Origin of the sequence: Arcticibacter svalbardensis MN12-7, from assembly GCF_000403135.1 — a bacterium.
Classification (GTDB): Bacteria; Bacteroidota; Bacteroidia; order Sphingobacteriales; family Sphingobacteriaceae; genus Arcticibacter; species Arcticibacter svalbardensis.
In genome coordinates this window covers 1-18,567 of sequence record NZ_AQPN01000077.1, presented here as the reverse complement: position 1 = coordinate 18,567, position 18,567 = coordinate 1, and the positions used below count along the sequence as shown (strand labels likewise).

The 18,567-nt window shown below is 38.2% G+C and carries 16 protein-coding genes and 2 tRNA genes; 8 read left to right on the top strand and 10 right to left on the bottom strand.

The annotated features are described in order from the left end of the window. Positions 1 to 3 precede the first annotated feature (3 nt). From ADIARSV_RS09320 to ppk1, 6 genes are all read right to left on the bottom strand, one after another. Complete coding sequence (locus tag ADIARSV_RS09320; protein ID WP_040299660.1) at positions 4 to 2,643, bottom strand: valine--tRNA ligase; 2,640 nt, start codon at positions 2,641 to 2,643, stop codon at positions 4 to 6. A 78-nt stretch (positions 2,644 to 2,721) separates the two neighbouring features. Beyond that, positions 2,722 to 3,543, bottom strand: coding sequence for a glutamate racemase (gene murI / locus ADIARSV_RS09315; RefSeq protein WP_016195236.1), 822 nt, complete (start codon positions 3,541 to 3,543; stop codon positions 2,722 to 2,724). After that, positions 3,543 to 3,929, bottom strand: a complete 387-nt coding sequence (locus ADIARSV_RS09310) for a DUF1634 domain-containing protein (protein WP_016195235.1) — start codon at positions 3,927 to 3,929, stop codon at positions 3,543 to 3,545. Before ADIARSV_RS09310 ends, murI begins: the two co-directional genes overlap by 1 nt. Beyond that, entirely contained in the window at positions 3,926 to 4,762 is an 837-nt protein-coding gene (locus ADIARSV_RS09305) for a sulfite exporter TauE/SafE family protein (RefSeq protein ID WP_016195234.1), read from the bottom strand. The genes ADIARSV_RS09310 and ADIARSV_RS09305 overlap by 4 nt, the downstream gene beginning before the upstream one ends. Before the next feature lie 31 nt (positions 4,763 to 4,793). Beyond that, positions 4,794 to 5,675 carry a Ppx/GppA phosphatase family protein gene (locus ADIARSV_RS09300; protein ID WP_040299658.1) on the bottom strand — a complete coding sequence of 294 codons (882 nt, stop codon included), beginning with the start codon at positions 5,673 to 5,675 and terminating at the stop codon, positions 4,794 to 4,796. Continuing rightward, positions 5,672 to 7,735 carry a polyphosphate kinase 1 gene (gene ppk1 / locus ADIARSV_RS09295; protein ID WP_016195232.1) on the bottom strand — a complete coding sequence of 688 codons (2,064 nt, stop codon included), beginning with the start codon at positions 7,733 to 7,735 and terminating at the stop codon, positions 5,672 to 5,674. The genes ADIARSV_RS09300 and ppk1 overlap by 4 nt, the downstream gene beginning before the upstream one ends. Positions 7,736 to 8,065: 330 nt before the next feature. On the opposite strand from ppk1, the gene ADIARSV_RS09290 reads away from it, so the two are divergent. After that, positions 8,066 to 8,557: a YajQ family cyclic di-GMP-binding protein gene (locus tag ADIARSV_RS09290; protein WP_016195231.1), complete on the top strand. Its 492-nt coding sequence runs from the start codon at positions 8,066 to 8,068 to the stop codon at positions 8,555 to 8,557. Positions 8,558 to 8,796: 239 nt separating this feature from the next. Continuing rightward, positions 8,797 to 9,630 carry a universal stress protein gene (locus ADIARSV_RS09285; protein WP_040299656.1) on the top strand — a complete coding sequence of 278 codons (834 nt, stop codon included), beginning with the start codon at positions 8,797 to 8,799 and terminating at the stop codon, positions 9,628 to 9,630. A 469-nt stretch (positions 9,631 to 10,099) separates the two neighbouring features. Here ADIARSV_RS09285 and ADIARSV_RS21490 read toward each other — a convergent pair. After that, positions 10,100 to 10,209, bottom strand: a tRNA-Asp gene (locus ADIARSV_RS21490). A gap of 219 nt (positions 10,210 to 10,428) precedes the next feature. Next, a tRNA-Asp gene (locus ADIARSV_RS21485) sits at positions 10,429 to 10,538 on the bottom strand. A gap of 394 nt (positions 10,539 to 10,932) precedes the next feature. Here ADIARSV_RS21485 and ADIARSV_RS09275 point away from each other — a divergent pair. From ADIARSV_RS09275 to ADIARSV_RS09265, 3 genes are read left to right on the top strand one after another with little or no spacing between them, the layout of a single operon-like run. Then, positions 10,933 to 12,039, top strand: coding sequence for a type III polyketide synthase (locus ADIARSV_RS09275; protein WP_016195228.1), 1,107 nt, complete (start codon positions 10,933 to 10,935; stop codon positions 12,037 to 12,039). A 3-nt stretch (positions 12,040 to 12,042) separates the two neighbouring features. Beyond that, positions 12,043 to 13,179: an NAD(P)/FAD-dependent oxidoreductase gene (locus ADIARSV_RS09270; protein ID WP_016195227.1), complete on the top strand. Its 1,137-nt coding sequence runs from the start codon at positions 12,043 to 12,045 to the stop codon at positions 13,177 to 13,179. A gap of 6 nt (positions 13,180 to 13,185) precedes the next feature. Continuing rightward, entirely contained in the window at positions 13,186 to 13,887 is a 702-nt protein-coding gene (locus ADIARSV_RS09265) for a methyltransferase domain-containing protein (RefSeq protein WP_016195226.1), read from the top strand. A gap of 28 nt (positions 13,888 to 13,915) precedes the next feature. Here the strand turns inward: ADIARSV_RS09265 and ADIARSV_RS09260 are convergent, their stop codons facing one another. Further along, positions 13,916 to 14,500 (bottom strand): riboflavin synthase, encoded by a 585-nt coding sequence (locus ADIARSV_RS09260; protein WP_016195225.1) that lies wholly within the window; start codon positions 14,498 to 14,500, stop codon positions 13,916 to 13,918. Positions 14,501 to 14,612: 112 nt separating this feature from the next. Here ADIARSV_RS09260 and rpoN point away from each other — a divergent pair, with 112 nt between their 5' ends. Together rpoN and ADIARSV_RS09250 are read left to right on the top strand one after the other, a co-directional pair. Then, positions 14,613 to 16,085, top strand: a complete 1,473-nt coding sequence (gene rpoN / locus ADIARSV_RS09255) for an RNA polymerase factor sigma-54 (RefSeq protein ID WP_016195224.1) — start codon at positions 14,613 to 14,615, stop codon at positions 16,083 to 16,085. A gap of 89 nt (positions 16,086 to 16,174) precedes the next feature. Further along, on the top strand, positions 16,175 to 16,366 hold the full coding sequence (locus ADIARSV_RS09250; protein WP_016195223.1) for a cold-shock protein: 192 nt from the start codon (positions 16,175 to 16,177) through the stop codon (positions 16,364 to 16,366). Positions 16,367 to 16,421: 55 nt separating this feature from the next. Here the strand turns inward: ADIARSV_RS09250 and ADIARSV_RS09245 are convergent, their stop codons facing one another. Next, positions 16,422 to 17,759: an MATE family efflux transporter gene (locus ADIARSV_RS09245; RefSeq protein WP_016195222.1), complete on the bottom strand. Its 1,338-nt coding sequence runs from the start codon at positions 17,757 to 17,759 to the stop codon at positions 16,422 to 16,424. A gap of 256 nt (positions 17,760 to 18,015) precedes the next feature. Between ADIARSV_RS09245 and ADIARSV_RS09240 the strand changes: the two genes are divergently transcribed. Beyond that, entirely contained in the window at positions 18,016 to 18,468 is a 453-nt protein-coding gene (locus ADIARSV_RS09240) for a hypothetical protein (RefSeq protein WP_016195221.1), read from the top strand. Positions 18,469 to 18,567 lie beyond the last annotated feature (99 nt).

The following is an 18,567-nucleotide window of genomic DNA, read 5'->3' as shown; positions in this document are numbered from 1 at the left end:
AGATTAAATTTGCAGTGTTTTAATACTTTCTCGCAATATAGAAATTTTAGCCTCTGCATCCGCTTGTTTTGCTTGCTCATTCGCTACTATTTCAGGTTTTGCATTTTGAACAAACCGTTCATTAGAAAGTTTTTTATTCACTACATTCAAAAAGCCTTCCAGGTAAACCAATTCCTTAGACATCCTGTCAAACTCAACCAATGGATCAACATTACCGTCCAGGCTGATAAAAAACTCATCACGCCCAGTCATAAATGATGCCCCACCTTTGGGCTGATCATCAACAAAAACGATCTCACTTAAATTAGCCAGTTTATTTAAAATAAACAGGTAACTGGTATAGTCAATCTCTGAATTCAATTTAATCGCTAAAGGCAAAGGGTCCTTAGGAGAAATCTGTTTACTGTTCCGAATATTACGAATCTCAGAAACCACCTTTTTAATTGCGTCAAACTCCTTCAAAAGCTTCTCATCTGTTGCTGCTGTTTTAGGATACGCTGCCACGATGCAACAATCCATTTCCTCACGTGCACCAAAAATCTCGTCATGCCACAGCTCCTCAGTAAGAAAAGGCATAAAAGGATGAAGCAGTTTTAATATTTTCTCGAAGAAAACAGTAGTAGCCTCCACTGTTTCAAGATCAGCAGGGTGCTGATAAGGAGGTTTAACCATTTCCAGGTACCAGGAACAGAAATCATCCCATACCAATTTATAAATAGCCATTAAAGCCTCAGACAAACGATACGAAGCGAAATGACTCTCAATTTCTACCAAAGCTTCATCAAAACGACTCTCAAACCAGGCGATGGCTACCTTATTGTCCGCATTCTCAACAGTTACTGTATTTTCAGACCAGCCTTTGAGCAACTTAAATGCATTCCAAATCTTGTTGGCAAAATTGCGCCCCTGTTCACAATACGAAACATCAAACATCAGGTCATTACCTGCAGGAGAGCAAAGAAGCATCCCCACACGCACACCATCTGCGCCATATTGGTTGATAAGCTCAATCGGATCAGGAGAATTACCCAATGATTTAGACATCTTTCTACCCAGCTTATCCCGTACAATACCAGTCAGATATACGTTTTCAAAAGGCGCTTTACCTCTGAACTCATGACCTGCAATGATCATGCGTGCTACCCAGAAAAACAAGATTTCAGGGGCAGTAACCAAGTCATTTGTAGGATAATAATAATTGATATCAGCATTACCCTTTGCATCCGGGTGTCCGCAAACCGATGGGTCAAAAACAGACATTGGCCACAACCATGAAGAGAACCAGGTGTCTACCACATCTTCATCCTGAACCAGGTTTTCACTAACCTGACCCAACTTATTAAAGGCTAAAACAGCATCTTCCTCTGTTGCAGCAACCACCCATTCCCCGCTCGTATTATACCAGGCAGGAATCCGTTGTCCCCACCAAAGCTGGCGACTAATACACCAGTCTTTCACATTTTCCATCCAATGACGGTAGGTATTACCAAACTTTTCCGGAATTAGTTTCACCTCACCATCCTGCACATAATCCAGTGCCGGTTTAGCCATATCGGCCATTTTACAAAACCACTGTAAGGAAAGGCGGGGCTCAATAACCGCATCAGTTCGTTCAGAAAAACCAACCTGCGATTTATAATCTTCCACCTTCTCCAGTAAGCCAGCTTCATCAAGTAGCTTAGCAATTTTTTTACGTGCTATAAAACGATCTTCACCAACCAGAATAACGGCCTTTTCATTCAAAGTACCATCATCATTCAAAATATCAATAACAGGAAGTTTATGTTTAACACCCAGCTCATAGTCATTCAAGTCATGCGCCGGAGTCACCTTTAAACACCCCGTACCAAATTCCATTTCTACATATTCATCCTCAATAACAGGTATTTCTCTGTTCACCAGAGGAATTATAACCTTTTTACCTTTCAAATACGTATACCTTTCATCAAGAGGATTCACACATATTGCACTATCTGCCATGATGGTTTCCGGCCGCGTAGTAGCGATGACAATAAAATCAGCTGTACCCACAACCGGATACTTGATATAATAAAGCTTCTGATTTACTTCCTTACGGATAACCTCTTCGTCCGAAACCGCTGTTTTCCCTTGTGGATCCCAGTTTACCATCCGGATCCCACGATAGATTAATCCCTTATTGTATAAATGAATAAACGTATCCGTAACAGCTACCGATAGATCGGCATCCATCGTAAAACGAGTCCTTTCCCAATCACAGGAAGCTCCCAGTTTCTCCAGTTGCTTCAGGATAATACCACCGTATTTCTCTTTCCACTCCCAGGCATATTTCAAAAACTCTTCCCTGCTCAGATCTTTCTTGGCAATACCCCGTTCTTTCAGCATGGCAACTACCTTAGCTTCAGTAGCTATCGAAGCATGGTCTGTACCCGGAACCCAACATGCATTTTTACCCTGCATCCGCGCTCTTCTTACCAGCACATCCTGAATGGTATTGTTCAGCATATGCCCCATATGTAAAACACCGGTAACATTTGGCGGAGGAATCACAATCGTGTAGGCCTCACGTTCATCAGGTTCAGAATGGAAAAAACCTTTTTCTAACCAGTAGCTGTACCACTTGTCTTCTGTTTCAATAGGACTATATGTTGTAGAGATATTCATTTTAAAGAAATTAAAGGGAAGTCGAGATTAAGTTTTTGCAAAAATAACCAATTTGCAGCATAAAAAAACAGAAATGGCTTAAAGTGGCAGATGTTTTGACTCTACCCCATGGCCTAAAAATAGGGTAGCCTTTTCATTGAAGTCATCTGCAGCACCAGTAGTATAGAAATCACGGCGGGTTCCCAAAGAGCAAAAATCCCTCAACTGGGTATGTCTTTCCAGATAATCTTCCAGACTTTCTGCCACAAGTTTACCCTGGGAAACCAGGCGAACCCCGTCAGGTAAAAACTTTTTGATCGAATTAATGAGTAATGGATAATGCGTACACGCCAATACCACAGTATCAATATCCGGAGATTGCTTAAACAGGTTATCTAGATTTTTCTCAATAAAATAATCAGCACCCGGCGTATTGAACTCATTGCTTTCTACCAGGGGAACCCATAAGGGACAGGCTTCCTGAAAGACTTGTATATCCGGAAAAAACTTATTGATTTCAATTACATATGACAGGGAACTAACCGTACCCTGTGTAGCCAAAATGCCAATCTTCCTTGTTTTCGTATAAGCGCCAACTACTTCAGCCGTCGGTCTGATCACCCCTAATACTCGTTTATCGAGATCAAACAAAGGAAGATTATTTTGCTGGATAGAACGTAAGGCCTTTGCTGATGCTGTATTACAGGCAAGAACTACCAGATTACAGTCCATTGCAAACAAATGCTGCACACATTCCCATGTATATTGATACACGGTTTCAAACGATCGCGTACCGTAGGGTACACGTGCATTATCACCCAAATAAACAAAATCATACTGAGGTAGACGGCTTTCAATTTCTTGAAATACGGTCAATCCTCCGTATCCTGAATCAAATATCCCTATAGGTCCCTTTTTCATTATCCTGCCAGCCCTCCAAACATACCAATAGCAATGATGGAAAGAACAATTAAGGTAATAACCACATACAGATAGTCTTTTTCTATCGCAAAGGCTATTGCAGAAAGCAACACCCGCAGTATTGGGGTGGCTATCAAGACCAATATACCAGTTTGAATAATTGCCTTTGCATCCAATACCAACAGACCATCTATAATTCCATTAATATGTCTTAGATTTTTTGGTGCACCTATAAATTCGGTATAATGAGGCGTATCAGCACCATGGGCGAATAAATAAATAATTCCCCCAATCAAAGCAATCACACTGGATGTGACTACACCCACCCGTAATAACTGACCTACTACTGAAGCAACATCTTTATCGGTTTGAAATAAACTCTTCATAACTTACCCATTAAGCCATTATATATCATTTCCAAAGCAAGGAAGCCAATTACCACACTAAAAAGTAACCTCAACTTTTTCACATCTGCTTTAACCAAAATTCTCGAGCCTGCAAACGATCCGAATAAAACACCGATAACTACTGGCATAGCCAAACCTGGATCAATATAACCCCTTTGCAAATATACCACCGCACTAGCTGCAGCAGTTACACCAATCATAAAATTACTCGTCGTTGTGCTCACTTTAAAGGGAATCCGCATCACAGTATCCATTGCCAGAACCTTTAAAGCGCCTGAACCAATCCCCAGCAGACCTGAGGTAATACCTGCAATCGTCATCAGGGAATAGCCCCCAATCACCCGGCTTACTTTGTAAGTAACTATACCATTTGGAGTAGGGTATGTTCCGTTCAATTTGAGCCTGGAAGCCAGGATACTTTTATCTTCGGTTTGCGCATCCTCATTTTTCTTTCGTAGCGCCATGAGTGCCGAGAATAAGAGCACGACACCGAAAATCACTGCGACCAGATTTGTAGGCGTATAAATAGCGATAAGAGCTCCGATAATTGCGCCTGTTGTGGTTGCAATTTCAAGAAACATACCTATCCTGATATTCGTAATCCCCTCTTTAATGTAAGCAGCAGCCGAACCAGAGGATGTCGCTATAGAAGCTACCAAAGCACAGCCTATAGCATACCTTATATCCACATTAAATATCAGCGTAAGAAGAGGAATCAGAACCACTCCACCTCCAAGTCCGGTTAAAGATCCTAAAAGCCCTGCCGCAAATGCTCCGACAAGAAGAATTAACGTAAAAATAAGTATCGTCATATTTTTATATGCCCAAAAATAGACATACCAACTAGGCTTTTAAATATTTATCTATTAAAACTTGAATAATACCATCTGCCATACCTACTTTAGGCACATAGATCTGTTTAATTGATGCCCATTTCATGACAGTAAGATAAATCTCTGAGGCGGGAATAATTACATCCGCACGGTCATGATTTAAGCCCAGTACACTGATACGCTCTTTCAAGGAGTACGCATTTAATTGCGAATAGATCTCATTTAATTTGGAAATACTAAGTGGTTTACCATCTTTTTCATCCGATAGGCGGAATAACTTGTTGATGTTTCCCCCGGTACCAATCCCAACCAGGTTTTTATAAATGCGGGTATGGTTTTTAATCCAGGTGTGCATCTCATCCCATGTTTCCGGAATATCTGCATTGTCAAGCATCCGCACCGTTCCGATAGGAAAGGACTTTGAATCTTCTACTTTACCCTGAACAAAGATGGACAGCTCTGTACTACCTCCACCTACATCAATATAGAGATAATTTTTATTGAGGTCTAAACGCTCTGCAATATGTGTTGAATAAATAATATTAGCTTCCTCCGCTCCTTCTACAATTTTAAGAATCAGGTCACCTTCTGTTTTAATCCGCTTGATAAGCTCCGCACCATTCTCTGCTTCTCGCATTGCCGATGTAGCACATGCCATGTATTCTTTAACCTTATACACATCCATTAATAATTTGAATGCGGACATGGTCTTGACAAGATCGTCAGACTTCTTTTCCCCAATCTTTTTATCAAGGAAAGCATCGTCTCCCAAGCGCAATGGCACTCGTATAAATGTATTTTTTTTAAAAGTTATTTCTGATCCGTTTTCTATTATGTCTGCAATGAGCAAACGAACGGCGTTTGATCCAACATCAATGGCTGCATATCTCACGATAATAATTTGTTTTTTAAATATGTATATATATCAATCTGGGCGCGGTGTTTTACTCCCTCATCCGTCCGGTGATACCGATTTGTATTTGATGCATTAATTTCTCTGGCCTTGGTATTATCGAGCAGCTGGATGTGAATGATGTCCAGCAACTCCTTCTTTATTTCGGCATCCAATATGGGGAACCCTACTTCCACACGCTGATCCAGATTACGGGTCATAAAGTCGGCAGATGATAAAAAGACCTTCTCATTCCCCCCATTGCCGAATACCCATACCCGTGCATGCTCCAGGTATTTATCCACGATACTAATTACTTCAATATTTTTACTCATTTCCGCAATGCCGGGAATCAGGCAACACATGCCCCGAACAATTAACTGTATTTTAACCCCTGCATTACTGGCTTCATACAACTTCCCTATCATCGCCTCGTCGGCCAAACTATTCATCTTTAAAATAATAAAGGCAGGCTTCCCTTGTGCCTGATTTTTTATTTCATCAGCAATAAGCCCATACACCTTATTCCGGGTTTCCAATGGCGATACCACAAGGAATTTATAATCATCATAAAACACCTTTTTATCCAACCCTCTAAACAGGCGCTTTAATTCATTGCCAATACCCTGATGTGTCGTAAAAATGCTATGATCTGCATATAACTTAGAAGTTTTTTCGTTGAAGTTACCCGTAGCCAGACTAGCATAATAAACTGCCTTACCCTTTTCCATACGGGTAACCAAACAGATTTTGGAGTGCACCTTATAGTCCTGCAAACCATAGCTCACATTAACCCCCTCTTCCTCGAGTTTATTCATCCAGTAAATATTATTCTGCTCATCAAAACGGGCCTTCAATTCAACCAGACAATTTACCTTTTTGCCATTTTTTGCCGCGTTAATCAAGGCATTAATGACTCTTGAATTAGCGGCAAGACGGTACAACGTAATATTGATTTCCGTAACCTTAGGATCTATGGCCGCCTCACGCAAAAAGTGAATAATGTAATCAAAAGACTGATAAGGTAAATTAATCAGGTAATCCCGCTTAGCAATCTGGCTAAAAATACTTTTACCAAGATCAAGGTCCTTAACCGGAAGAGGTGCATCTTTATGATATTCCAGTTCAGCCCGGCCAACATTAGGAAAACTAATGAAGTTCCTGAAATTATGATATCTGCTTCCAGGAATTAAACCATCTGCCGTCAGATCAAGTTTGGCAACAAGATAGTTTAACATAGTCAGAGGCATATTATTATCATATAACAAACGCATGGGCTTGCCCTTTTTCCTTTTCTGCAAACTCTTTGTTAGGGTGTCAATAAACTTCTCGCTGATACTCGTATCCAATGTTAACTCCGCATCACGCGTTAGCTGTATGGAATAAGCCTCTATGGAAGAATATTCAAAAATAAAATAGATATCGTCCAGACAATAACGGATAATATCATCCAGCAGGATGATATACTTCAAATTATTCGTTTCAGGCAGTACAATAAATCGCTCCAGACTCTTAAGCGGAATTTCAATTAAACTATATTGTGATTTTTCCTTTTTATCCTTTTTACTGAGGCGTACGAAGAAATAAATGGCTCTGTCCCTCAACTCCGGAAAAGGTTTATTTTCATTCAGCATAATCGGTACCAGAGTAGACAAAAGCTTATCTCTAAAGTAGCTTCTTAAAAACTCCCCTCTTTTCACGTTTAGCTGTCGTTCATTGATAATAAAGATCCGTTCTTCTTCCAGTTCTTTTATAATGCCATTCTCATACAGATCATCAAAGCGACGCTCCTGGTTGACAACAATTTCTTTTATTTCTTTAATGATCTTTTTGGGGTTATAACCCAAAAGTTCCTTAGCCTTCTCATTTATATTGGACAACTTACTCAATGTAGGAACTCTAACCCGGTAAAACTCATCCAGGTTTGAGGAAAAGATTGCCAGAAAACGAATTCTTTCAATTAAAGGAACCGAGATATCTGCAGCTTCCTGCAATACACGCTCATTGAAGTATAACCAACTGATTTCCCGATTAGTAAGTTGAATTTTTACCTTAGCCATTTATATAAATAAGATTCCGGTATTGCTACCGAATGACGCAAATCTGCGCATATTAGTGTTAATTTAATATTAAATAATTGCCTTGTATGTTGTCAGGCGTCTTAATTAGTAAGCATAAAAGCGCGTTTAGTGTTTTAACGCATTCTGAAAAAACTTGCTTCGTAGTAAATAGCTATTTAAACTATAATTCAATAATAAAAAAACCTAACACCTTGCATACTGTTTAATTGCCATATAGAGTCATTTTATAAAACATGCCTGACAATTAATCGCTCACAAACTAGTAATTGAGCTTAAAATCTGTAATTTCGTCTTTTTAAATCACATAATATGCCTTCATTTGATATTGTAAGTAAGATAGATGCTCAAACTCTTGATAATGCGATTAATACCGCAAAAAAAGAGATCTTAAACAGATTTGACTTTAATGATTCAAAGAGCACAGTGGATCTGGATAAGAAGACCAATGAAATTACAGTAGTGACCGAGAACGATATGCGCCTGAAAGCCATTCTGGATTCCATTATCTCAAGAATGGTTAAACAAGGACTGGACCCCAATGCGCTTGAAACCGGAAAAGAACAATACGCATCCGGTAATATGATCAGGAAAGAGATCAAAATTAAAGAAGGCATTGATAAGGAAACCTCAAAAAAAATCATTAAAAAAATAAAAGACAGTGGACTAAAAGTTCAAGCTTCCATCATGGATGAACAAGTTAGAGTTCAGGCTAAAAAGATCGATGACCTGCAGGCTGTCATTACCTTATGCCGTATGGAAAACTTTGGCCAACCTCTTCAATATATCAATATGAGGAATTAAAATCCTCCTTATATGTTTAGCATAATAGTTTAGCATACCAAATCATTATGCAGATCACCTATTAAATGCTCCTTTTAGAATAGATTTTGGAATAAATATTCCTAAATCTTCGCTCTAAAAGGAGCATTTTGCTTGATTTAAGCCAATCAAACGACTTATATTACCTTATTTAGTAATCATTGTCATTTTTTCTTCAGTGCAACCTGCCTAACTTTACATCAACAAAAACCCCGAAGATTATGAAAACTATAATCGTAGCCACCGACCTCTCTAAAGATGCAAACAATGCGCTTGAATATGCAGCTGCTCTTGCCAGATGCACAAACGCTAAGTTAGTTTTATATAACTCTTTTGTCATTCCTCCACATGCTGCAAACACGTTATTGCCAGCATCAGAAATTGAAAAAATTATCGCATCAAACAAAGCATCATTAGAATACATTGCTTTGAAAACCAAATGCACATACGATGTACCAGTTGAATGTATAAGTAAACTTTCTGAAATCCAGTCCGAATTAGATCGCTTAGTTGTTGAATACGACGCCGATTTGGTTGTTATGGGAATGAGGGGAGAAACGTTAGACCAAAGATTATTTGGAAATACCACGACATCAATCATTCATCATGCCAAATACCCCGTACTGGTAGTACCCATAGACGCGAAATTCAAAGGCATGAGTAAAATACTATTTGCTTGTGATGATAACTGTCACTCAGCCAGCAAAACTTTAGTTAAGCTAAAAGAGATTGCAGCTGAAATGAGCGCAGAAGTACAGGTACTTCATGTACAAAAATTATTAAAAAAAGCTGATCTTGTTTTAGTAGAAGAACTTGCAGGCTTACATCCTCACGACGAAAGCTTCAGCGGATTAAATCACACCTACAGAGATATTGATGGCTGTAGCATCATTGAAGGCATTGAAAAAGGCATAAAAGAATTTAATGCAGATTTGCTTGTGATGGTACCACAAAAACATGGCTTATGGGATTCCTTGCTTCACAGAAGCAAAACCTGTGCAATGGCCTCACGTAGTAAAGTTCCTCTATTATCTATTCCATTTGGAAAGAACTAAATTATAATGCAGAATCCCTCTGCATAAAAGAACCAAGGGGTTGGAGTTTAAGTAGTGGAAGACCGGCGAATGCCGGTCTTTGCTTTTTTAAAGCAGATTTTAAACTCAACTTATCGGCTTCCAAAATCACTTGCGGTATCGAACAAGATTAACCTCCATTATAGAATGGGAAGTGAACGACTCTGTTTTATACATGCTTTGATGGTTGTTCGTTGGTTAACCCTTGGCGCTCCCTTGCTTGTTCGACTCCAGACGAAGCTACAAAGGAACACCAAGGAACGAGACAAAAGTAAACAGTGTACCTCAGCCCTACGCATTACGTTTCCCATTCGGAGTTATCTCCTATTTTATATATCTGAAATTCAAACTGTTGAGGATTTTATCTATCAGGAAAATTGGGCAAAAAAATAAGCTCCCGATGGGCGGAAGCTCAAACTAACCAATTATAAACCTAAATTATTGAAAGGAGCTGTAGGGGAAGGAATCGAACCTCCAAGGAGTAGTTAGACCGTTTCCGGTTTTCCCATGATCTCCGCCACCGAGACAAGGAGGTGTGTCTGCCAGTTTCACCACCCTACAGTATAATTAACAAACTGATAACCATTTGTTGACTCAAAGATAATAACATAACCAATACGTTGCAAATATTTAAAAATAAAATGTAATTATATGTAAATAAAGTAATAGGGAATTCGCTTTTATGAAAATTATATAAACCGAAAATTTAGGCAAAAAAATAAGCTCTCGATGGGCGAGAGCTCAAACTAACCAATTATAAACCTAAATTATTGAAAGGAGCTGTAAGGGAAGGAATCGAACCTTCAAAGAGTGGTTAAACCGTTTCCGGATTTCCCATGATCTCCGCCACCGGGACAAGGAGGAGTGTCTGCCAATTTCACCACCCTACAGTATTTTAAAAGCCTTTAAGAACTTGTTGATACAAATATCGTTATAATATTGACAATTGCAAATATTTTAACACATTTTAACATTTATTATCAATTTCATAGCTTAAAAAGCAATTCTACTACAAATTCCAAAACTCACCAAGTAATTTCTTCTAATACCTAAGTATTACTCTTCCATTACTAGCACTATTTATAATAACGTAATATAAAAATCAATAGTACTTTACTGTTCTGAATATGCAAAATCAAATTTGCTACAGTTTTAAATGACAATTTATTGAAAAACAAATCACAGTTCTGATGCTTTATCGGATACACACACTTATAATATTGATGATATGAATACTACTTCACAATACTATATGTAGGTCAATCAATAAACTAAATATAGCAGATGAGTAGTTTAATCAGCGCAATAGGAATTGCTAATCCGGAAAACCGGCTTTCTCAACAAAATATATACTCTTTTATGGTAAATGCTTTTGCTCTTAGTCCGGACCATGCCGCCCGGTTAAAAAGCATTTATGATAATTCCGGTATTAATTACCGCTATTCAGTGATTGATGATTTCGATGCTCAACCGGTTGATTTTACATTTTTTGAACCTTCTGCTGATCTCGAACCATTTGTAACTACCCACAAGCGACTTCAAATCTATCAGGAAAAAGCCATTAAAATAGCTTTACAAGCGTCTCAAAAATGTCTTTCTCATTTTGACGATCAAATAACAGAGCAAATAACCCATTTGATCACGGTTAGCTGTACCGGAATGTATGCCCCGGGAATTGATGTTGATCTGGTGGAACAGCTGGGACTTAAACGCACCACCGAACGCACTTGTATTAATTTCATGGGTTGCTATGGTGCGATTAACGGATTGAAAGCGGCCGATTATATTTGTAGAGCTGATCCAAAGGCCAAGGTATTGCTGGTTTCTGTTGAGCTATGCACACTTCACTTCCAAAAGACGAACACCTTAGATAACTGGGTTGCTAATTCTCTTTTTTCTGATGGCTCTGCTGCTGCACTCATTGAGCATTCTGATAATCAATCAGGTAACGGGACAGGCCTCATGATTGAAAATTTTTACTCTGAGTTTTTACCCGAAAGTCGTCATGAAATGGGCTGGTTTGTTGGCAACACGGGTTTCGAAATGAAACTTACTTCTAAAGTATCCAAGCAGATCAGGAAAAATATAAAAGGGGTTACAGACCGCTTACTTCAAAAGGCTGGACTCACAAAAGAGCAAATTGAATTGTATGCTATTCATCCGGGAGGTAAAAAGATCCTGGAAGCTGTGGAGGAATCTTTAGAACTACCTGAAGAAAGCAACACTTTTGCTTATGAGGTTTTGCGTAAATATGGTAATATGTCATCAGCCACCATCTTATTTGTGTTGCAAAAGATCTTAAATGCCGGAATGTTATCCAACCAACGTGTTTTGAGCTTTGCATTTGGGCCAGGTTTAACTGTTGAAGGTATGGTTCTTAAGGTTTGTTAAAGGATGTGCGACGTAATTATTGCAGGCGGTGGACTAGCAGGTTTATTTAATGCGCTATTACTGAACAAAGCTGGCTTACAAGTTACCGTTATAGAAAAAAAGTCGTATCCCTTCCACCGGGTTTGCGGTGAGTATATTTCCAATGAAGTCCTCCCCTTTTTTAAGGAACTGGATATTGATGTCACTACTCTTCATGCATCGAATATTACACGACTGGAAGTGACTGCCACTTCAGGAGCTAAATTTGCACAACAACTTGATCTGGGTGGTTTTGGATTAAGTCGATATACCTTTGATCAGTATCTCTATCATAAGTGCAAAGCCATGGGTGTAACCTTTATGCTTGATACACGTGTGGAGAATATTCAATTCATTCAAAACAGCTTTGAGGTTACTTTGCCTGATCGGATCCTTACTGCCCCATTGGTTATTGGTTCATTTGGCAAACGCTCTAACCTGGATAGCAAGCTAAACCGAAGTTTTTTTCATCATCGCAGTCCGTATATCGGCATAAAGATCCATGCTAAAATTGATTTTCCGGATAATTTAATTCAGCTGAATAGTTTTAAAAATGGATATTGTGGGGTATCAAAAATTGAGGATGACCGTTATTGCATCTGCTCATTAGCCCATCGCGATGATTTACGTCAATATGGCAACCTGCAAGATTTGCAGGAAGGACTCATAAACAAAAACCCTTATCAGAAGGCTCTATTTAAAAACGCAGAGATGCTCATGGATAAACCCGAGGTGATTAACGAAATATCCTTTGAGAAAAAGCAACCGGTAGAACAGCATATTTTGATGAGTGGCGATACAGCCGGAATGATTGCCCCTTTATGTGGCAACGGGATGACGATGGCCATTCATTCAGCTAAAATCCTCTCTGAAATAATTATACGCAGCTATAAAGATGGATCTGCATTTTCTTTAGAGCGGCGAAACAAAATGGAGCAATCTTATATTGAGGCTTGGAATAAGCAATTTGCAAAGCGATTATGGACCGGGCGCAAATTGCAATCTATGTTTGGAAATAACACCTTGATGAACCTGGCTATACATCTAATGAATGGTTCGCCAGCGATGGCCGCCTACTTAATAAAACGCACTCATGGTAAACCTTTTGGACTCTTAAAATAAAAATATATGGTTGACTTTAGCAAGCGTATTCGTGGTGTTGACGAAATTATGGATGACTTTGATTTACCTAAAACTGAGCTTGATCCTGTACTTAAAGGCTTGGGTAACCTAAATGCATGGTTTGGCGGTCATGCTAGTTTAATTAAAGCATTGAAGGAATTTCCGGTACAATCAGAGAATCATATTAGTGACTGGGGATGCGGAGGTGGAGATGCTTTGAAAGCAATAGCTGACTGGGCAAAAAAAAGAAAATTACCTTTAAAGTTAACTGGAGTGGATGCCTCAGCAGGAGTTCTGTCTTTTGCACACACAGCAACTAGCAATTATCTGAACATCAAATACATCCAGACTGATGTAATGAGTACTGATTTAAAGGATAATCAGTTTGATATCATCTTATCGAGTCTGTTTACACATCATTTTGAAGATGATGCCTGGGTTCAACTAATTAAGAAAATGGTAAAAACGGCTAAACGAGGGGTTATAGTCACAGACTTACACCGTCACTGGCTTTTGTATTACTCCCTGATTGCTATTTTCACTGTCGTCATTCCCAATAAGATGATGCGCAATGACGGCCCATTATCCGTAAGACGGAGCTTTAAAAAAGATGAATTGAAGTCGCTGCTGGCAAAAGCAGGAGTGAACAAATATAAAATTGAATGGAAATGGGCGTTCAGATGGCAGGTGATTATTTATAATTCCTGATTAAGTTATTTAAAGTTGGATCCCTGCATTATTTATTTAACAATCTGGCCACGTACTTGCCTATAATATCAAATTCTAAGTTAACAGTATCACCCTGCTTAAGTTGTTTGAAGTTGGTATGTTCATGCGTATAGGGAATTATTGCAATAGAAAATTGATTTTCTTCCGAATTGACAACAGTGAGACTAACACCATTTACGCAAATTGAACCTTTTTCTACCGTAACGTTTCCGGTTGAGGAATCATATTCGAAAGTATAAAACCAACTCCCTTCCAATTCATTGACAGCTATACAAATTGCAGTTTGATCAACATGTCCCTGTACGATATGTCCATCAAGCCTGCCATTCATCTGCATACATCTTTCCAGGTTGATAAAATCGCCTATAGCCAAAGCACCCAGATTAGATTTTTGTAAGGTCTCTTCTACTGCTGTCACGGTATGTGTATGTTCATCCAATGAAACAATAGTTAAACAAACTCCATTATGAGCAACTGACTGGTCAATTCTAAGCTCATCAGAGAAAGGCGAAGAAGCTGTAATATTCAAATTCCCCTTATCCTCTTGTAAGGCAGTAACCTGACCTGTGAATTCAACAATACCTGTAAACATGTTGTAAAGATAAACAAAAGCTGATTCTGCTCAAATTGCGAATTGTCTTCGTATATTTAGAATCAAAATTATTTATGATTTAAATAAAATACGTAATTTTGGCACACTATTTATGTTAAGACAAAATCTACAACAGAAACTACTTCAAAAGCTATCTCCTCAGCAGATCCAGTTCATCAAGCTTTTACAGGTGCCAACTGTATCTTTAGATGCTCGTATTAAAGAAGAGCTGGAAGAAAATCCTGCATTGGAAGATTTAAGTCTTGCGAATCAGAATGATCCTGTTGAAGAATATCCGGATAAAGACCCGGATGATACTTTCGACCATGAAGAGAAATCGGAAGACTATGATGAATTTAACATAGACGACTACCTTCAAGATGATAATTTAAACGACTTCAGTTCTAAATACGACAAAAACAGTGATGACGAAGAGGATAAAAAAGAGATTCCTTTTGCTGTTCAAAGCTCTTTTTACGAAAACCTTCAGGAACAATTGGACCTCATTCCTTTATCAGATAAGGACTTCCAGATTGGCCAACAACTGATAGGAAGTCTGGATGACGATGGTTACTTACGTCGTTCGGTTACCTCACTTATTGATGACCTTGCCTTTTCACAAAATGTATTTGCTGAAGAGGAAGAGGTGGAAGAAATGCTCAAAGTGATTCAGAACTTCGAACCGCCTGGCATTGGTGCCCGCGATTTACAAGAGTGTTTACTCATCCAACTCCGAAAAAAGGATCAGCAAAATCTCGTTATATTAAAAGCAATCCGGATCGTAGAAGACTATCTGGATGAGTTTACACGTAAACATTACGATAAACTCGAGAAGTCGCTAAATGTAAATTCGATTGAGCTCAAAGAAATTATAGCTGAAATTTTAAAACTTAACCCTAAACCGGGTGATTCAGAAGCAGTAACTACCAAACAGCTTCAGATTATCCCGGATTTCCATATCAGTAATAAAGAAGGTTTCCTGGTTTTAACATTAAACTCGCAAAACGCTCCTGAACTTAAAGTGAGCCGCTCCTACCAGGAGATGTTCCAGCATTATGATAAGTCTGCACAAAAAGATAAAAAGTTAAAAGAAGCGGTACAGTTCGTTAAACAAAAATTAGATTCGGCAAAGTGGTTTATTGACGCGATTAAACAACGTCAACAGACCTTATTGAAAACTATGAATGCGATTATGCATTACCAGTATGACTATTTCCTTACCGGTGATGACAGGAACCTCAGACCAATGATTCTGAAAGATATTGCCGACCGCATTGGTATGGATATTTCAACCGTATCCAGGGTAGCCAACTCCAAATATGTGCAAACAGAATTTGGCACTTTTTTACTTAAGTCATTCTTTTCGGAAGCTATCCAAACTGAAAATGGAGATGAAGTATCCAATAAAGAAGTGAAGAGTATACTGGAAGAATGCATTGGCAATGAAAATAAAAGACATCCTTTAGCGGACGAAAAGCTTGCGGAAATACTCAAAGAAAAGGGGTATAATATTGCACGCCGTACCGTAGCAAAGTACAGAGAGGCTATGAATATTCCCGTAGCACGACTTAGGAAAGAACTTTAAATCTAAATTCTTCTACATTAATTTGACAATTAAAGGATTATTTATCAGATAAATAGTTATATCTTGCGCCTTTATAAAAATTCAATATAATGAACGAAGGAACAGTAAAATTTTTTAATGAAACTAAGGGTTTTGGATTTATCGTACCAGCTAGCGGTGAACCTGATATTTTTGTTCATTCAACAGGACTTGTAGACGAAATTCGTGAGAATGATCGTGTAAAGTATGAAGTTGAAAAAGGCAAAAAAGGCCTTAATGCGGTGAATGTAGAAGTTATTTAATAACACATAGATCATTGTACAAGCATCTGTCATTCGGCAGATGCTTTTTTTTGCCCTATTTTGGAGCTATCAGGTTCCTTTTAGACATCTTCAGAAATCGGATAACAAGAAATACAGAAGCGAGCGTAAGTCCGGTAATTAAACCTAACCACATACCTGAAGCGCCCATCTTAAATTGAAATGCCAGGACATAACCCACAGGCAAGCCGATTACCCAATAAGAAATGGCCACCAAAATAGTGGGCACCTTTACATCTTTTATCCCTCTCAACAAACCTGCACCAATTGCCTGTGTACTATCAGAGATCTGAAATACGGCTGCAAAAAGCAGTAAGGTTGATGCTAATTCCAAAACATCTTTGTTGGTATTGAAAAATTCAGGCAACTGAAACCTGAATACAGTAAAAGCTATAGCACAAAAGATCCCGTAAAATAATGCCGTAATCAATGTGGTATTTCCAATTTTGGAAATCATTTTAAAATCCATACGACCAAAGGCATTACTTACACGAATAGAACCAGCTTGAGCAAGTCCCATTGACGCCATAAAGGTAAAAGAGGCACAACTTAATGCGATTTGATGAGATGCTTGAGAAACGGCTCCTAATGTCCCGATAATTATACCTGACACAGCAAATGCTCCTGCTTCCATACCCATTTGCAAACTACTGGGAATACCAATATGCAGCAATTCTTTAAGTGTCTGGGGTCTGATTTTCCATTGACTTTTAGCTACCATTACATATCTTTTAAAAGTGGAATGTTTTAAAATAACCAGTCCCAGAATGATAAAGATCAACGACCGTGTAATTAATGTAGCCCACCCTGCACCCAAAAGTTCCAGTCTTGGAAACCCTAGATTTCCATAAATCAGTACCCAGTTTAGAAATATATTGATGGGCAAACCAATTAAGGAGAGCATCATAGCTGTGCGTGTAAATTCTAGTCCATCAGTAAACTGCTTTAAGGTCATGAATAGCAACATAGGAATGATAGACAGTCCCATCAGCTTCATAAAAGGCAATGCCAACACAACCACTTCAGGATCTTGTCCTAAGTGATACAATATATTGCGACCAAATACCAATAATAAGGAGATCAAAATAGCAGACAATGCACATAAGCAAAATCCATTAAAGAAATAATGGGAGACAAGTTGGCCATCTCTTCTTCCATGAGCCATAGAAACCATTTGCGAAACAGAGATGGTAATTCCAATTCCAAATACAAAAGGTATATTTAGGGTGTTCAACACTAAAGCCGCCGCGGCGAGTTGTTTATAGCTGATCGCTCCAACCATAGCCGCATCAATAAGATGAAGTGACATCTGAGCCAATTCACCTATGATAATAGGCAATGCTAATCGTATTGTTTTTGTTGCTTCAGACCTCATATTTCAACCCCTTTAAAAGGGTTGCAAAGGTAAGTAAGATTTATAAAAAATAGTTTATCTCTTATTAAACTGTATATCTATTTATAATTAATCAAACATTACAAGTGTGAAATAATTAACATAATGATAATATTAAATTAAGGTATTATTCATGTATTATTGTATCAGATTTAGAATTAAATTATTACTTTATAATCATCCCCTAAAAAGCATCTATAAATAACATGGTGCTCATGTTTTATAAATATTAAACTCAATGAAAAAAGATAAACAAAAATCACTTGTAAAAAAAGCAAGAAAATCAATTAGCAAGTCTATTGAAGAACAGTTAACAGCTGAGATTACTAAAAGCATTATTAGTCAGGGAAAAGATCCCAAAAAAGTGACTAAGGAAATTAAACAAGCAGTTTCCCTTATTGCTAAAAAATTAGCTAAAAAAGAAGGTATCTCTAAAGCGGAACTTACTAAAACTGTTCAAGCTGATGCAGAAGCAATTAAAGATGAAGTTAATTCTTTTGAAGTAGCCCCTGTTGCAGAAAAAAAGACACCAACCACAAGAAAGCCAAGAACTCCTTCAAAAAGCAAATCAGCAGCAGCTGAAGTTGCCGCGACTCCTATTGTTCGTAAACGTGCACCAAGAAAGACTGTAGCTAAAACCGCTGAACCAGCCAACGAACTATCAGCTGTTACTGAAACAGAAAACAGTTAATCTTTATTTGAACAAATAACCTGTTTGGATTTTAATTCAAATACTAATACAGTTCAAACTAGTACCAATACACAAATGGTTCATCAAAAAACAGATAAT

What these genes read in the sequence shown, in the direction of transcription:
- ADIARSV_RS09320 (WP_040299660.1), bottom strand. Translation starts at nt 2,643, where the DNA reads ATGAATATCTCTACAACATATAGTCCTATTGAAACAGAAGACAAGTGG.
- murI (WP_016195236.1), bottom strand. Translation starts at nt 3,543, where the DNA reads ATGAAAAAGGGACCTATAGGGATATTTGATTCAGGATACGGAGGATTG.
- ADIARSV_RS09310 (WP_016195235.1), bottom strand. Translation starts at nt 3,929, where the DNA reads ATGAAGAGTTTATTTCAAACCGATAAAGATGTTGCTTCAGTAGTAGGT.
- ADIARSV_RS09305 (WP_016195234.1), bottom strand. Translation starts at nt 4,762, where the DNA reads ATGACGATACTTATTTTTACGTTAATTCTTCTTGTCGGAGCATTTGCG.
- ppk1 (WP_016195232.1), bottom strand. Translation starts at nt 7,735, where the DNA reads ATGGCTAAGGTAAAAATTCAACTTACTAATCGGGAAATCAGTTGGTTA.
- ADIARSV_RS09290 (WP_016195231.1), top strand. Translation starts at nt 8,066, where the DNA reads ATGCCTTCATTTGATATTGTAAGTAAGATAGATGCTCAAACTCTTGAT.
- ADIARSV_RS09285 (WP_040299656.1), top strand. Translation starts at nt 8,797, where the DNA reads ATGAAAACTATAATCGTAGCCACCGACCTCTCTAAAGATGCAAACAAT.
- ADIARSV_RS09275 (WP_016195228.1), top strand. Translation starts at nt 10,933, where the DNA reads ATGAGTAGTTTAATCAGCGCAATAGGAATTGCTAATCCGGAAAACCGG.
- ADIARSV_RS09270 (WP_016195227.1), top strand. Translation starts at nt 12,043, where the DNA reads ATGTGCGACGTAATTATTGCAGGCGGTGGACTAGCAGGTTTATTTAAT.
- ADIARSV_RS09265 (WP_016195226.1), top strand. Translation starts at nt 13,186, where the DNA reads ATGGTTGACTTTAGCAAGCGTATTCGTGGTGTTGACGAAATTATGGAT.
- ADIARSV_RS09260 (WP_016195225.1), bottom strand. Translation starts at nt 14,500, where the DNA reads ATGTTTACAGGTATTGTTGAATTCACAGGTCAGGTTACTGCCTTACAA.
- rpoN (WP_016195224.1), top strand. Translation starts at nt 14,613, where the DNA reads ATGTTAAGACAAAATCTACAACAGAAACTACTTCAAAAGCTATCTCCT.
- ADIARSV_RS09250 (WP_016195223.1), top strand. Translation starts at nt 16,175, where the DNA reads ATGAACGAAGGAACAGTAAAATTTTTTAATGAAACTAAGGGTTTTGGA.
- ADIARSV_RS09245 (WP_016195222.1), bottom strand. Translation starts at nt 17,759, where the DNA reads ATGAGGTCTGAAGCAACAAAAACAATACGATTAGCATTGCCTATTATC.
- ADIARSV_RS09240 (WP_016195221.1), top strand. Translation starts at nt 18,016, where the DNA reads ATGAAAAAAGATAAACAAAAATCACTTGTAAAAAAAGCAAGAAAATCA.